Annotated in this window: 12 protein-coding genes; 11 read left to right on the top strand and 1 reads right to left on the bottom strand. The window is 34.8% G+C overall.

Features of this window, described 5'->3' with window-relative positions; all coding sequences use genetic code 11:
- Window positions 1–99 precede the first annotated feature (99 nt).
- On the bottom strand, window positions 100–2,505 hold the full coding sequence (gene lon / locus ABEG63_RS19655) for an endopeptidase La (protein WP_346587050.1): 2,406 nt from the start codon (window positions 2,503–2,505) through the stop codon (window positions 100–102).
- A gap of 258 nt (window positions 2,506–2,763) precedes the next feature.
- Here lon and ABEG63_RS19650 point away from each other — a divergent pair, with 258 nt between their 5' ends.
- The 11 genes from ABEG63_RS19650 to serS all read left to right on the top strand — a co-directional run bounded on the left by ABEG63_RS19650 (window position 2,764) and on the right by serS (window position 15,543).
- Entirely contained in the window at window positions 2,764–4,905 is a 2,142-nt protein-coding gene (locus ABEG63_RS19650; RefSeq protein ID WP_346587049.1) for a peptidylprolyl isomerase, read from the top strand.
- 128 nt (window positions 4,906–5,033) lie between these two features.
- A complete protein-coding gene (locus ABEG63_RS19645) occupies window positions 5,034–5,984 on the top strand; it encodes an MlaD family protein (protein WP_267404657.1) in 951 nt (316 codons plus the stop codon).
- A gap of 11 nt (window positions 5,985–5,995) precedes the next feature.
- The gene (locus tag ABEG63_RS19640; protein WP_346587048.1) at window positions 5,996–7,330 is read left to right on the top strand and encodes a (Fe-S)-binding protein; all 1,335 of its coding nucleotides are present in this window, start codon (window positions 5,996–5,998) and stop codon (window positions 7,328–7,330) included.
- A 58-nt stretch (window positions 7,331–7,388) separates the two neighbouring features.
- Window positions 7,389–8,174 carry a (Fe-S)-binding protein gene (locus tag ABEG63_RS19635; protein ID WP_312397183.1) on the top strand — a complete coding sequence of 262 codons (786 nt, stop codon included), beginning with the start codon at window positions 7,389–7,391 and terminating at the stop codon, window positions 8,172–8,174.
- A gap of 105 nt (window positions 8,175–8,279) precedes the next feature.
- Complete coding sequence (locus tag ABEG63_RS19630) at window positions 8,280–9,101, top strand: FkbM family methyltransferase (protein WP_346587047.1); 822 nt, start codon at window positions 8,280–8,282, stop codon at window positions 9,099–9,101.
- A gap of 73 nt (window positions 9,102–9,174) precedes the next feature.
- On the top strand, window positions 9,175–9,663 hold the full coding sequence (locus ABEG63_RS19625) for a hypothetical protein (protein ID WP_267404646.1): 489 nt from the start codon (window positions 9,175–9,177) through the stop codon (window positions 9,661–9,663).
- 4 nt (window positions 9,664–9,667) lie between these two features.
- The gene (locus ABEG63_RS19620; RefSeq protein WP_346587045.1) at window positions 9,668–10,789 is read left to right on the top strand and encodes a glycosyltransferase; all 1,122 of its coding nucleotides are present in this window, start codon (window positions 9,668–9,670) and stop codon (window positions 10,787–10,789) included.
- Entirely contained in the window at window positions 10,790–12,436 is a 1,647-nt protein-coding gene (locus tag ABEG63_RS19615; RefSeq protein ID WP_346587043.1) for a hypothetical protein, read from the top strand. It abuts the gene before it with no gap.
- Window positions 12,437–12,439: 3 nt separating this feature from the next.
- Window positions 12,440–13,687, top strand: coding sequence for an oligosaccharide flippase family protein (locus ABEG63_RS19610; protein ID WP_267404640.1), 1,248 nt, complete (start codon window positions 12,440–12,442; stop codon window positions 13,685–13,687).
- Window positions 13,688–13,707: 20 nt separating this feature from the next.
- A complete protein-coding gene (locus ABEG63_RS19605; RefSeq protein ID WP_267404638.1) occupies window positions 13,708–14,208 on the top strand; it encodes a hypothetical protein in 501 nt (166 codons plus the stop codon).
- 66 nt (window positions 14,209–14,274) lie between these two features.
- Window positions 14,275–15,543: a serine--tRNA ligase gene (gene serS / locus ABEG63_RS19600; RefSeq protein WP_346587041.1), complete on the top strand. Its 1,269-nt coding sequence runs from the start codon at window positions 14,275–14,277 to the stop codon at window positions 15,541–15,543.
- Window positions 15,544–15,915 lie beyond the last annotated feature (372 nt).

Here is a 15,915-nt window from a genome sequence, read left to right as displayed (position 1 = left end):
GAACGAGTATCTTATTTAAAGTGAATATATTAAAAGTGAAACACGTCTTGAAAAAAATCAAGACGTGTTTCTTATTGAGAATGTTAATATGTTTACTAGTTACTTTTCAATCGCTATTTCGATTACTTCTTCCATGCGGTTTACGTAGTGAACGGTAAGGTTTTTCAGGTAATCTTTTTTAATTTCTTCCACATCTTTTCTGTTGGCTTCACAAAGAATTACCTCTTTAATTCCGGCTCTGGTCGCAGCCAGTAATTTTTCTTTAATTCCGCCTACAGGAAGTACTTTTCCTCTTAGCGTAATTTCTCCGGTCATAGCTAAATGTGCCTTCACTTTTTTATTTTTAAATGAAGAAACCATTGAGGTTAGCATCGCGATACCCGCCGAAGGTCCATCTTTTGGAGTCGCTCCTTCAGGAACGTGAACGTGGATGTTTTTTTTCTCGATATCATCCTGAGAAATTCCCAATTCATCGTGTTTAGCTTTAATATATTCTAAAGCAATGGTTGCAGATTCCTTCATTACCGTTCCCAAGTTGCCCGTCATTGTTAAGGCGCCTTTTCCATTGCTTAAAATGCTTTCAATGAATAAGATATCGCCGCCAACGCTTGTCCAGGCAAGACCAGTCACAACTCCTGGAAATCCAGTGATTTCCGATAAGCTTTTTGGTCTTGGAACTCCTAAGATTTCATCTACTTTTTCAAGAGAAATTTTCGGATCATATTCTTTCACCAAAGCGGTTTGTAAAGCTACCCAACGGGCGATTGATGCAATTCTTTTTTCCAATGTTCTTACGCCGCTTTCCGAAGTGTGAGCTTCGATAATATGTTTTAATTCAGGATTTCCTAGTTTGAAAGATTTCGCATCTAAACCGTTTTCTTCCTGTTGTTTTTTAATTAAATGTCTCTTCGCAATCTCGATTTTTTCTTCCAAAGTATATCCTGCGATCTGAATAATTTCAGTTCTGTCTAATAATGGAGTTTGAATGGTGGATAATGAATTGGCTGTTGCGATAAACATCACTTTAGACAAATCATAACCCATTTCTAAGAAATTATCGTAGAAAGATTTATTTTGCTCAGGATCAAGAACTTCTAAAAGTGCCGAACTTGGATCACCGTGTAAACCTTGTGCAATTTTATCCATTTCATCCAAAACAATCACAGGATTTGAAGTTCCCGATTTTTTGATGGATTGAAGGATTCTTCCCGCCATCGCTCCAATGTAGGTTTTTCTATGTCCGCGAATTTCACTTTCGTCGTGAAGACCGCCCAAAGAAAGACGTACGTACTTTCTTCCTAATGCATCTGCAATTGATTTTCCTAATGAAGTTTTACCAACTCCTGGAGGCCCAACAAGCAATAGAATAGGGGATTTCATGTTGTTTTTTAATTTTAAAACAGCCATGTGCTCCAAAATTCTCTTTTTAATATCTTCAAGTCCGAAGTGTGCTTTGTCTAAAACTTTCTCTGCTTTGGCAATATCAAAAATATCTTTTGTGTAGGTTTCCCAAGGAAGATCTGTGAAGAAATCCAGATAATTTCTCTGAACATTATAATCCGGTGAGTTTGGATTCTGACGCTGTAATCTGTTGATTTCCTTTTGGAAATGTTCTTCAACTTCAGTGCTCCATGTTCTCTTTCTTGCTTTTGCAATCAGATCTTCGATATCACTTTCAGCGCCGCCACCCAATTCTTCCTGGATGGTTCTCATTTGCTGATTCAGAAAATATTCTCGCTGTTGTTTATCAAGATCTTTTGAAGTTTTCTGATGAATCTGATTTCTCAATTCCAGCTTTCTGAAATCTTCATGCATCATTTCATAGCACTTATTTGCTCTTTCGATCAAGCTTTTTTCTTCAAGCAATTTTTGTTTTTCACCTGAAGGGAAATTAGCATTTGTGCAGATGAAATTTAAAAGATCATCATTATTGTTGATGTTTTTAATCGCAAAATTGGCTGCATTCGGAATATTCGGATCAAGCTCAATGATTTTTAAAGCTAAATCTTTAATATTTTCCAACAAAGCCTCGTATTCTTCCTTATTTTTTGCTTTTCCGTCTTTTAATTTCGTGATTTCAGCCTTAAAATACGGTTGAGTTTCAACAAATTTTTTAACCTTAAATCTGTGAAAACCTTTTGTAATAGCTGTAATATTTCCTTCAGGAAGTTTTATAATTTTAATAATTTTCGCCAACGTTCCGATTTGATACAAATCTTTTTCGGTAGGTTGTTCCAAATCTGAATTTTTCTGGCTTATAATTCCGATGAAATCTCCGTTTTTCTGAGCTTCCTCAAGAAGTTGAATAGATGTTTTTCTCCCTGCTGTAATAGGAATTACAACATTTGGGAACATTACCATATTTCTTACAGGAAGGATCGGGAATATCTTTTGTTCGGAATTTTGTTCTGTTTCCGATAAGTCAGAAAGGTTGATTTCTTCCGCTACAATATCAAATCCATCGCTAATCATTTCCTCTAAACTAATATCTTCAAATTCTATCATAGTTAATCGAATGACAAATTGTCATTATCGTTTTAATTCATTAAATTGAAATCTCACAAAATGTGCTGAAAATGGATCACATATCATGATATACTAAATGGCACAATACTTATGCCATTTGTTTTTCGCAAAAAAATATGGTCAAAATTTCCTTTTTTCTATTATTTAAATTTTAAAAATTAAAAAAAGGTCTGAGATTTCTGTAATTTCTTAAAAATGTGTATTTTCGCAAACTGATAAAAAACTATAATTTATATAATGGCAATTTTAGGACAAATTAGGAGTAAGCCTTGGCTGTTAATGGGAGTAATTGCACTGGCGCTTTTAGCGTTCTTGGTAAACCCAGATAGCATTGATAAGGTTTTTGGTAAAAATCCTGATGTTTTAGGAAAAGTAAACGGTGAGAAAATTACCCGTGAGGAGTTTAATGACCAACTTTTCGTATTACAGCAACAAGCTGAGCAGCAAGGTCAACCAAAGGCTGGTCTTGAGGAGCAGGCTTGGCAGTTATTGGTTCAATCTAAACTTATCAAGCAGCAGTTTGAGAAAATGGGCTTCGAAATGACGGATGATTATTTCTGGAATCAAATTCAGTATGATCAAATGTTTGCTCAGCAACAGCAGTTCTTTGATGAGAAAGGAAACTTTAAAACTCAGGAGCTTAAAAAACAAATTGAAGATTTACAAAAGGCTAGTCCGGAAGGCTATAATCAATGGATTAAAACTAAAAAATCTATTGAGTACAGACTAATGGCCAGACAGGTTTTTGCAAATATTTCTACAGGAATTACCACTGGGAAGAAAGAAGCAGAAGAATTAATGAAAGAAAGAGATCAGTTAGCTGATATCGATTTCGTTAAAATTGATTATACTGCTTACCTTCAAAAAAATAATATCAAAGTTACTACTGAAGATTTAGCAGCATACATTAAGGAGCACCCTGTAATGTTCAAAGCTGAACCTAGCAGAAACTTAGGAATTGTATTTTTCCCGTCTCAGCCAAGTGCAGCTGATGATGCCGCGGCTCAGAAAGAGATTACAAAATTATTCTCTGGAAGTGATGCAAGTGGAGCGGAAAACTTCCAAAATACTAAAAACGACTCTATGTTCGTAATGGCTAATTCTGACATGCCTTTCAATGCTCAGTATGTGAAGCCAAACCAATTGCCACAATCTATTCAGGGACAAATTACTTCTGCTGCTATCGGACAGACTTTTGGCCCTTATAAAGAGCAAAACTTCTATGTAGTTTCTAAACTTTTAGATAAAAAGACTTCAGATTCTACATTATCAAGACATATCCTTATTGCTTTCAAAGGAAGCCCTGCGGGAGAAGGTGTTACAAGATCTAAAGAAGAGGCTAAGAAATTGGCAGATTCTATTGGTGCGATTGTAAAAGCTACTCCGGCTAAATTTACAGAATTCCTTAAGCTTTCTAACGACCCAAGTTCTGCTGCACAAGGTGGTAGCCTTGGTTGGACTACTCCTGAAACTCCTTTCGTTCCTGAATTTTTACATTATTTAGCGAACAACCCTAAAGGTGCTACAGGTGTGGTTGAAACTCAGTTTGGATATCATATCATCAATATTGAAGATAAAAAACCAGGTTCAATGGCTTATAAAGTAGCTAACTTGGTGAAAGCTATAAAACCTTCTGATGCTACAGAAGCAGCTACAGATAAAAATGCAAGAAGATTTATTCAGCAGGTACAAGGAAAATCTTTCAACGATTTCGTGAATATTGCTAAAAAAGGAAACTATCAGTTCTCAAATCCTAAACAAGCGAAGAGATTCGACGGTCAGCTTCAAGGTTTAGGTACAGATAAAGATGCTGAAATCTTAGCTTGGGCTTTCGATAAGAAAAGATCTAAAGGAGATACAGAATTCTTTACAGTAGAAGGAACAGGAGATAAAATCGTTGTTTATCTTAACGGTAAGCAGGAAAAAGGTCTTGCAGATCCGGAATCTGTAAGAGATCAAATTGAAACAGTTGTTAAAAATAAATTGGCTGCAAAACAAATTTCTGAGAAAATTGGTAAAGCAGGTAATTTAGATCAGATTGCTAAGCAATTTGCTACAGCAAAACAATCGGCTCAGGTGAATTTATTAAACCCTTCAGTAGCGGGAGCTATGGAGCCTAAAGTTGCCGGTGCTGCATTCGGTGTTGCAAAAGGTAAGGTTTCTAACCCAATCGAAGGTGGAACAGGAGTATATGTTTTAGTGAAGAAAAACGAAACGACAAACAAACAGCCTGGAGATCTTAAACAATTCACAGAATCTGTTACTCAGAGAAATGCAGGAATGTTCGGTCAGGCTTGGTTAAAGAGCTTGCAGGACAATGCAGATATCGATGATTACAGAATTGAAATCTGGAATAAACTAGGTTCTCAGCAACAATAAGAAATTAATTTTCATCTATATTGAAAAGCGGCAAAGTTTTTGCCGCTTTTTTTGTATTTAACGCAGAGCAATAAAGAAAAACATTAATTTAAAATGTACTATATTTGCTCATTAGAAAAAATTAGCAAGTGAAGTTCAGTAAAGAAATAAAAGCTGGTGTAATTGCACTTCTGGCCATTGTAGGTTTCGTAGTGCTTTTTCAATTTATGAAAGGCAGAAGCCTTTTTACTACCGATAATATATTTTATGCAAAATATGATAATGTTGAGGGGCTGGCGCAGTCTTCTCCCGTTTCCATCAATGGATTGAAAGTGGGGCAGGTCGACAAAATCATTCCTCGTACTTCTAAAACGGGTCAAATCGATTTCATTGTAAAAATCACGGTTGATAACAATTTTGAATTTTCAAAAAATTCAACGGTTGAGATCTTTGAGCCTAGTTTAATGGGAGGAAAGGAAATGAGAGTCAATCTATCTTACGGAGGAGCTACAGCAAAAGATGGCGATACACTGAAAGGTGCTTTCAAGTTGGGAACTTTGGGAAGTCTGTCTTCTCAGGTTGGTCCTGTGAAAGATCAATTGCAGAATGTTTTGTATAGAGTAGATTCTTTAATGTCTAGTGCAAACCAAGTGGTGAATGCTCAAAACAGAGAAGAAATCAGACTTTTATTATCAAATCTTAATAAAACAGTTGGTGCGTTACAAACTACTGCAGGAAGCGTAAATTCATTAGTAGGTCACAACGATCCTAAGCTTCAGAGAGTGTTGGATGATGCAAGCCTTACTATGCAAAGTGGTAAAACCACTTTAGATAAATACGGAAACTTAGCAGAAAGCATTGATACTAAAAAATTGAATGCAACGATTGCGAATCTGGACGCTACTGTTGGTCAATTGAACCAGGTTATCGGTGGTATTGATAAAGGACAGGGTAGTTTAGGAAAATTAATGAAAGATGAGCAGTTGTATAATAACTTAAATTCTGCTTCTACCAACTTGAATTCATTAATTGAAGATATGAAAGCAAATCCGAAGAGATACATCAATTTCTCTGTTTTCGGAAAGAATAATAAAGACTAAACTAATACACCATGCAATATATCGATAATATTATTTTTCTGATTTTATTGGTTGCGGGTTTTGGGCTTTTTGCAAAAAGTCTGCAGAAGATATATAGAAACATCAGATTAGGCCGAGAAATCAATCGAAACGACCGTAAAAGGGAGCGTTGGGAAACCATGGCTCGTGTAGCAATGGGGCAAAGCAAAATGACGGCTCGCCCTATAGCTGGAGTTTTACACCTTTTTGTATACGTTGGTTTCGTGATTATTAATATCGAATTAATCGAAATTGTTGTTGATGGAATTTTCGGAACCCACCGTTTTTTATCAACCATTTTTGGACATACATTTTATAATTTCTTCACAGCAACATTAGAAGTATTAGCCCTTTTGGTGGTCATTGGAGTCGTTACTTTCTTCATTCGTAGAAATTTTTACGGAGTGAAAAGACTAACAATGAAAGAACTCTTAGGATGGCCAAAAGAAGACGCCAATTGGATTTTGATTATTGAATTTGCCCTAATGATGGCTTTCTTTAAAATGAATGCCGCAGATCACATTCTTCAGTTAAGAGGTGTTCTTCCTGAACACGGAAGTTTCCCGATCAGTGAAGTGACGTTGGTTCCATTTTTAGAAATTTTCAGCTTTGATAACGGATTTTTAATGTTCGTTGAAAAAGGAGCTTGGTGGTTTCACTTTATAGGAATTTTATTCTTCATGAATTACCTTTATTATTCGAAGCATTTACATATCATTTTGGCGTTCCCAAGTACTTGGTATGCAAATTTGGAGAAGAAAGGAAATTTCAACAATTTAGAATCGGTTACCAAAGAAATTAAATTAATGATGGATCCCAATGCAGACCCTTACGCTGCTCCGGCAGAAGGTGATGCTGCAGAAGTTCCTTCAAAATTTGGGGCTGAAGATGTGTTTGATTTAAACCAAGTTCAGCTGTTAAATGCTTATTCTTGTACGGAATGTGGGCGTTGTACTTCAGTTTGCCCGGCGAATATTACAGGTAAAAAATTATCACCAAGATTAATTCTGATGAAAACCAGAGATCGTCTGGAGGAAGTAGGTAGAAATATCGATAAAAATGGTAAGTTTGAGGACGACGGAAAAAAATTGCTGAACGATTATATCACTAAAGAAGAGCTTTGGGCTTGTACGACGTGTAATGCTTGTACAGAGGCTTGTCCTGTATTATTAGATCCGCTTTCTATCATTTTTGAAATGAGAAGATTCTTGGTGATGGAGCAGTCTGCTGCACCGCAAGAGCTGAATCTGATGATGACAAACGTAGAAAACAATGCGGCTCCTTGGCAGTATAATCAGGCAGACCGTTTGAATTGGGCAAATGATTAATGAATGTAACAATCATTGGTAAACTGTTACATTGATATATTGATAAATTGACTTAAAAATGGATTTCAACATAAAAACAATGGCAGAATTCGCTGCCGAAGGAAAATCACCGGAAGTTTTATTTTGGGTTGGTTGTGCGGGAAGTTTCGACGACCGTGCCAAAAAAATTACGAAAGCATTTTGTAAAATAATGAACAATATTGGGGTTGAATTTGCAGTTCTTGGACAAGAAGAAAGCTGCACAGGAGATCCTGCCAAAAGAGCCGGAAACGAATTCGTTTTCCAGATGATGGCACTTACCAATATTGAGGTTCTGAATATGTATGAAGTGAAACGAATCGTGACGGCTTGTCCGCACTGCTTCAATACATTAAAGAACGAATATCCGAGCCTGGGAGGTCATTATGAAGTTCTTCACCACACACAGTTCCTTAAAAAATTAATGGAAGAGGGAAGGTTGAAAATTGAAGGCGGTGCTTTCAAAGGTAAAAAGATCACTTTCCACGATCCTTGTTATTTAGGAAGAGCAAACGACGAATATGAAGCTCCAAGACTTTTATTGGAAAAACTGGATGCTGAATTGGTTGAAATGAAACGTTGTAAAACCAACGGACTTTGTTGTGGTGCTGGTGGTGCACAGATGTTCAAAGAGCCTGAAAAAGGGAATAAAGACATTAATATCGAAAGAACAGAAGAGGCTTTATCCTTTGAGCCTAAGGTAATTGCAACAGGCTGCCCATTCTGTAATACGATGATGACAGATGGTGTAAAGCATTTTAACAAAAATACAGAAGTTGCCGTAAAAGACATCGTAGAGCTTCTTGCGGAGGCAGACGATTTGTAAGAAAAGTAATATTTAAATTAAATAATACCAAAACCCAGGCGTGATCTTGGGTTTTATTGTTTTAAGGCCAAATTTAACCTAACTTGCGGTTTATATCAACTCAATATGAGAAGTATTCTGGCTTCGTTTTTTAGGTTTATTTTAAGTTTCGGTTTTTTTAAGCAGAAATATTTTGCGTTTTATAAATACATTTTTAATCCTTATCAATTGTTTAAAGGGGTTAAAAAAGAAGTGGTTTACAGAAATTCTATAAAGCTCCATATAAACCTGGAAGACTGGATTCAGCAGCAGATTTACTTTTTGGGCGATTACGAAAAAAGTGAGATCGATTATTTATATTCTAATCTGAGAAAAGGAAATACCTTCATTGATATTGGTGGAAATATCGGACTTTTTTCTTTAAATGCTTCCAAAATTGTTGGAAATGAGGGAAAAGTGATTTCGTTTGAAGCTTTTACACCGAATTATAATCAGTTTAAAAATCATATTTCAATCAATCATTTTCAGAATATTACGTTGGAAAATTTGGCAATTGCCGATAAAAAAGGGTTTATTGAAATCCTCTACAATGATACCTATAACAACGTGGGCATGGCTTCCTCTTTTTTGGAGGAATTCACGGCAAAAGAGCGCGTAGAAAGTGTAAATCTGGATGAATATGTTAAAGAAAAACAAATTCCTAAGATTGATTTTATTAAAATTGATATTGAAGGTGGAGAATTCGCTGCTTTACACGGCATGAATGAAATTCTGACTCATTACCGACCTAAAATACTGATAGAAATAAACAATACAGCCTTAAAAAGTTCAAATCATCATGAAGAGGAGCTTATTTCTCTATTGACTGAAAAGGGCTATAGAAAGACAAAAACCTTAAGTCAGAATGAAAATTCATACAATGCAGTTTTCGAATATATAAAAACGTAAAGAGGTGCTTGCTGAAAAAACGAAATCTTTTGTTTGAATAAAAAATCGTAATTTTATCTAAAATTTTTCTAAGATGAAAATTGAAGAATCGAGTATTGTAGAAACAAACGACTATAGAGTTATTATATATCCCGCTTCCAGACCTTTTGAAACCAAAGAAGCAAAAGCGATTACCGAAAAATTATTTGATTTTCTGGCAACTTGGGCAGCACACGGAAAGCCCCTTTCTTCGTCTTTTAAGATCGAAAAAAATCAGTTCATCATCGTATGTGTGGATGAAGAGAAAGAAATGGCTTCAGGCTGCAGCATTGATGCTTTAGGAAAGATTATGCGGGAAATTGACGAACAGTATCAGTTGGGATTGTTCGACAGAATGAAGGCTAGTTTTATTGAAAACGGAGAGGTAAAAACATTGAAATTGATCGATTTTAAAAATAAAATCAGAAGTGGTGAACTATCGAAAGATATTCAGGTGTTTGATTTTTCTAAAAATACTTACCTTGATTTCTTAAGTCATTTTGTATTACCTTTCGAAAAAAGCTGGGCTGTTTCTATAAAATAATCTTTTGAAAATACTTTTTATCTCCTCTTGGTTTCCGAATAAACTGGAGCCCACCAACGGTAATTTCGTACAGCGTCATGCCGAAGCTGTTGCTTTGTTGCATGAGGTGGAAATTCTGCATGCAATTGGAGATTTTAACCAAAAGGAAGTATTTGTTTTTGATGATAAAGTCATCAACGGAATTCATACGCTGATTATTTATTATAAAAATTCAAAAAATCCGGTTCAGAACTTTTTAAGAAGAATGGAAGCCTATAAAATGGGGTTTTCAAAGATGAAAAAGCCTGATATTGTGCATGCGAATGTGCTCCATAATAATATGCTTTTTGCGGTATATCTTAAAAAAAAGTTCGGGATTCATTTTGTTTTAACGGAGCACTGGACGGCTTTGCAGAAAGATAATTTGTCTAAAACTTCAGGAAATATAAAGCGTATTGCCAGATATATTGCGAAAAATGCAGGTTATATTCTTCCGGTAAGCAATAATTTAAAGGAAAGTCTTGAGATGTTGGGTATAAAAACACCAATGAAAGTTATATCTAATGTTGTTGATACTGAAGTTTTTGATATTAAACCTAAAAAAGAAATATCGGATACGGTTAAATTTCTTCATGTTTCGAGCCTTATTCCACGAAAAAGACCTAAAGATATTATCAACACCATTCATTCTTTACACCAAAATGGTTTTTCTGTAAGGTTGGAAATTGGAGGGGACGGCGATACGGATTCTTTAAGAGATTTGGTAAAATCAATGAGTGCTGAATCTTATATTAAAATCTTCGATGAAATCAGTTATCAGGAAGTGGCTGAAAAAATGCAGCATTCGGATTATTTCATTCTTTTTAGTGAAAATGAAACCCAAGGTTGCGTAATTTTAGAATCTTATGCGTGCGGAAAGCCCGTAATTTCAACCAAAGTAGGTGGCGCTGCCGAGTTTATTTTAGACGGTTTAGGTATTGGAATTGAAAAAAATAATGTCGATCAGCTTTATCAGACATTAGAAAAAATTTGCAATAAAGAATATACTTTTGATCAGGATAGTAAGATCAGAGAATTTATTGTAGAAAATTATTCAAGAGAAGCAATTGCCCGTCAGTTCACCGAAATTTATCAGAAAGTTATATAAATGGCATTAGGTTTTTCTGTTTTTATTCATCAGGATCAGGTTCAAATTACACATTATTTTGAGCAGGAAACGTACGATTCTGTATTTGTGGAAACTCCTGAAATTATACTTGTTCTGGAAGGAATTATTCTCAATAAAAAAGATTTACTTAAAAATTCATCACTCAGTTTTCAGGATTATGTATTGAAAATATATGCTGAAAAAGGTTGGAGATTTCTTCAGGAATTAGAAGGAGAATTCAGAGGCTGTATTTGGGATAAAAATAGCGGAAAAGTCTTAATTTTTACCAATCCAACTTCCACGCAGCGTGTTTTTTATGCTAAAATAAACAATCAGATTTTTGCTGATTCAGATTTGGTTCGATTAAGTAAAACCATTAAAGAAAAAGGAATTTCCATCAATCCTGATATGATTTCTATCTATCAGTTGTTGTCAATCGGTAATCTTTTGGAAAACAGAACGCCTATTGAAGGAGTTTATAAGGTTAAAGATGCTCATTTTGTTGAAATTAACTGTGAAAATTATTCTTTAACCGAAAAAGAGTATTTCAATGTTTCCGGTATTGAATATTATACTAAGAAAAAAGGAAATGCTGTTGATGATATTCATGAAATTTTTACTGAAGCGGTACAATGGGAATACAATAAAGATTTAGAGTTTAATACGTCCTCTTTAGCTTTTTTAAGTGGCGGATTAGACAGCCGAATGGCAATGTTTTACGCGATTCAGAATAAGTTTGATATTGGCTGTGCTTTATGTTTTTCGCATTCCGGATATTTTGACGAAACCATTTCCCGAAAAATTGCGGCAGATTATCAATTAAATTATGAATTTATTCCTTTGGATAACGGAAGTTTTCTGAAAAAAATAGATGAGCTTACTGCTATTTCTGAAGGTACAAGCCTATATTCAGGTGGAATTCACGTGCAATATGCGCTGGATCAACTTTCTTTTCAGGATTTTAAGATTTTTCATGGCGGCCAGATTGGCGATGGTATTTTAGGCGGATTTAATTCTGAGCCTAAACGAAAAGGCCCTTCAGAATATAAAATTGTAGTCAATCAAAACTTTCTTCCGAAGATTCAAAGTGATCTGAAAAATGTAATGTCAAATTACGAAAGAGAAGAAATATTTTTACTTCAGAATTTAGCCTATAATCGAACAGTTTTAGGAGTTCAGGTTCTTCAACCGAGAGGATATCTTATTTCTCCTTTTATGACTAAAGATTTTATTAAACTGTCTTTAAGTCTTCCTGAAGACTGGAAGTTTGGTCATCAGTTTTATCTTGAATGGCTTTCAAAACACTGTAAAGAAGCTGAAAAATACACTTGGGAAAGAACGTTAATGAAACCGGATGCTTTCTGGAAAGTAAAGTTTGGAGAAAAATATGTAAAGAACGGATATCTGGCGTTCTTTAATAAGATTTTACGTTCTCCTGAAAAGGCTAGCATGTATCCATATCAGTATTACTTTGATTCCACGCCAGAAATTCAACAATATTATCAGAATTATTTTAATGAAAATATAGGAAGGTTAGAATTTTATCCCGAATTGCTTTTGGAGGTTTCAGATCTGTTTTCACAAAAAACATTTTACCACAAATGTCAGGCGATCAATATTTTATCCATTTTTAAGCTTTATTTTTGATGAATGAAAGGCGGATGGCAATTTCTAAAGAATTTTTTCAGTAATCAGGGGCAGTATGTTCTTGTTTCTCTGTTGATTGGGAAAATCTGCGCATTTTTATCCTCTCTTTTTATCATTAAATTATTACCCGAAAAAGATTTTGGGGTGATGAGTATCGTCGCTGCACTTTTTGCGGCGTTTGCATCATGCACAGGATTAGGAAGTTATCAGAGTTTATTGCGATTCGGATCGTTGGCTGCCAATAATTTGATTAAGAAACAATTGTCAAGCTATCTGCTGATTAAAGGGTTTATTTATCAATTAATACTGACATTAATTTTCCTTGGTTGCAGCATTTTTTATATTCAGAAATATGAAGATATATTCTGGATTTTTTTATTTTTTGCCATTCGTTTTGTTGGGTTTTATTTTTTCTATTTTATTCAGTCTGAGTTAAGAATCAATCAAAAAAACAGAGAATTTGCGCGACTTAATAATGTGGTAAATGTTGTCGGTTTAGCAGTTTTATTAATCTTAAGTTATTTTTTTCAGCTAAAAGGTTATTTGATTGCAATGGCTTTAACTCCGTTTTTATCTTTATTTTGGCTGAAAATTTCTACTTTTTCAAAAGCTGATTTACCTTCTGTTTTTACGTCGAAAGAAATTTGGCAATATGCCATTCATACTTCCGGAACAACCATTTTATCAGATGCTTTATTCTCCGCAGATATTCTGTTGTTAGGGTTTTTATTAAATGAAAATGCTGTGGCTAGTTACCGAGTTGCCATTTTAATTCCTTCCAATGTTACCTTTTTAGCGTTGGCTTTTATGCAAAGTGATTTTCCTGTTTTGGCTAAAAATCATCAGGATAAAATGTATCTTAAAAATTATATTTCGGGATATTACAAATTGTTTATTCCTGTTTGCGTTGGAATTTTCATTGTTTGTTCGGTTTTAAGTAAATTCATTTTAAAAACATTGTTCAACGAAAAATATGCTGAAAATTATATCCTGTTTATTCTTTTCATGTTTACATTTCTCATGAATATTCTGTTCCGAAATTTATATGGAAATATGCTTTCCGCAGCCGGAAAAATGTCTTTAAATACAAAAACATCTTTATTTTCCTTGATTTTATTGATTGTTTTGGCGTTTATTTTAGTTCCGAAATACGAAATTCTCGGAATGACGATCAGTGTAACGCTTACCTTATTAATTTCAGGATTTATTCTTGCCTACTTCTTTCACAAATACCTTAAAGAATTAAAATAAGTTTTTATCTTTGTTGAATAATGAAAAATGTAGTCTTCGGAATATTGGTCATATTTTTCGCACTTCTGAGTTGTAGAAGTGATGAAGATTCTTTGCAGAAAATAGATCAGTTATTCAATCTTTATATGAAAAACAGTGCAGGACAAGATTTACTAAATAGTAAAAAATCTGGTTCCTATACCGCTATTTCTATGAATGATGTGAACGGAACGACAGATGTTGCCCCGGTTACTTTTTCGTTAAAAATGACTACAGATTCCATCTATTATATTGAATACCTTGCCGGTGCGAAACGAATAACTGTTGATTCCATCAGCCCTGAAGACAGAACGTATCAATCGGAAGTTACTGTGAGCTTAACAAAACCTGTAGGTGACAGTACGGAAGTTACGGTTGATAGGCTAAAAATTCAATACCATTGGACACCCTCCTTATTCGAGGTCTCGAAAGTTTATTACAACGATCAACTTCAATTCACGAAGGAACCAAATGTTCCGAATGTCGTGACTATCGTAAAATAATTTTATACATTTGCATATCTGTTGGCATTCTGATGCTAACTTTCTAATAACTAACATCTAAATAAAATGTTACAAGTCAATTTTTTGCGCGACAACAAAGAACGCGTTTTAGAAGGTCTTCAAAAAAGACAATTCAAGAATCTTGAGTTGGTAGACGAGGCTATTGCTACTGACGAAGAAAGAAAAAAAATTCAGTTTGAATTAGACTCCCAACTTTCAGAAATCAACAGAATCTCCAAAGAGATCGGAATGTTGATGAAAGAAGGAAAAAGAGAAGAAGCTGAAGCATCGAAATCTAAAACCGCACAATACAAAGAGTCGACATCCGAATTGAAAGTTCAGCTAGATGTTAAAGAAAAAGCATTGCTTGATATCTTATATCAAATCCCGAATATTCCGAACGAATTGGTAAAAAGTGGCGCTTCTGCAGACGATAACGAAATTATTTTCCAGTCTCATGAAGTAGAAGGACTGGGAGAGGGCGCAATTCCTCACTGGGAGCTGGCTAAAAAATACAACCTTATCGATTTCGAATTAGGAGTTAAAATTGCCGGTGCAGGTTTTCCTGTTTATCTTGGAAAAGGGGCGAGATTGCAAAGAGCTTTGGTTCAGTATTTCTTAGATAAAAATATAGATAAAGGATATACGGAAGTAAATCCGCCTCACGTTATTAACGAAGCTTCAGGTTACGGTACTGGTCAGTTGCCGGATAAAGAAGGGCAAATGTATTATGTAACTGAAGATAAGTTATATCTGATCCCAACGGCTGAAGTTCCGGTAACGAATTTATACCGTGATGTTTTATTGGAAGAAAGAGATCTTCCGATTAAAAATACGGCATTTTCTCAGTGTTACAGAAGAGAAGCTGGAAGCTACGGAGCTCACGTAAGAGGTTTGAACCGTCTTCACCAATTTGAAAAAGTTGAGATTGTAAGACTTGAAAAGCCTGAAAATTCTTATGCTGTTTTGGAAGAAATGGTTGAACATATCAAGGAAATTCTAACTGATCTTGAACTTCCTTACAGAGTATTAAGACTTTGTGGCGGAGATACTGGTTTTGCATCTGCAATGACTTATGATTTCGAGGTTTGGAGCGCTGCTCAGGAAATGTGGTTGGAAGTTAGTTCTGTTTCTAATTTTGAAACTTTCCAGTCTAATAGATTGAAATGTCGTTACAAAGCAGATGGGAAATCTCAGCTAGTTCATACATTGAACGGTTCTGCGATGGCTTTGCCGAGAATTATGGCGGCTTTGCTAGAAAATAATCAAACGGAAGAAGGCATTAAGCTTCCTAAGAAGATTGCTGAATATGCAAGATTTGATGTGATTAACTAAATCACTCTACATAAAAAATAAACCCTCTGAACTTCAGAGGGTTTATCGTTTGTATTGACTTTCTTCTAAATGTTCGCTACAATTTTATTCGCAGCAAGCAGATTTCTTTATTTTGACTTCAAAGATTATTAGTTTTTTCATTGATTTTTGATTAGAATAAGTACACCTATATATCTTTGTGTTTTTGGTGAATTTGCATTCATAAAGTGCACACATTTAAAATCAAAAAGCAAAGTGATTAAGGGGAAGAAAATCGAATTGCTTTACTAGATGCAAACATATCATTCCCATTTCGATTGGCGAAAATTTTCATCCTTAAATCGCTCCTTAAATCACTAAGGGTAAGCTCTAAGGGTTTTTATTTTGTTGGTT

This window comes from Chryseobacterium sp. C39-AII1 (assembly GCF_039672645.1).
Lineage (GTDB): Bacteria > Bacteroidota > Bacteroidia > Flavobacteriales > Weeksellaceae > Chryseobacterium.
The sequence above is the reverse complement of the archived record's forward strand: the minus strand, read 5'-3'. Positions and strand labels throughout refer to the sequence as shown.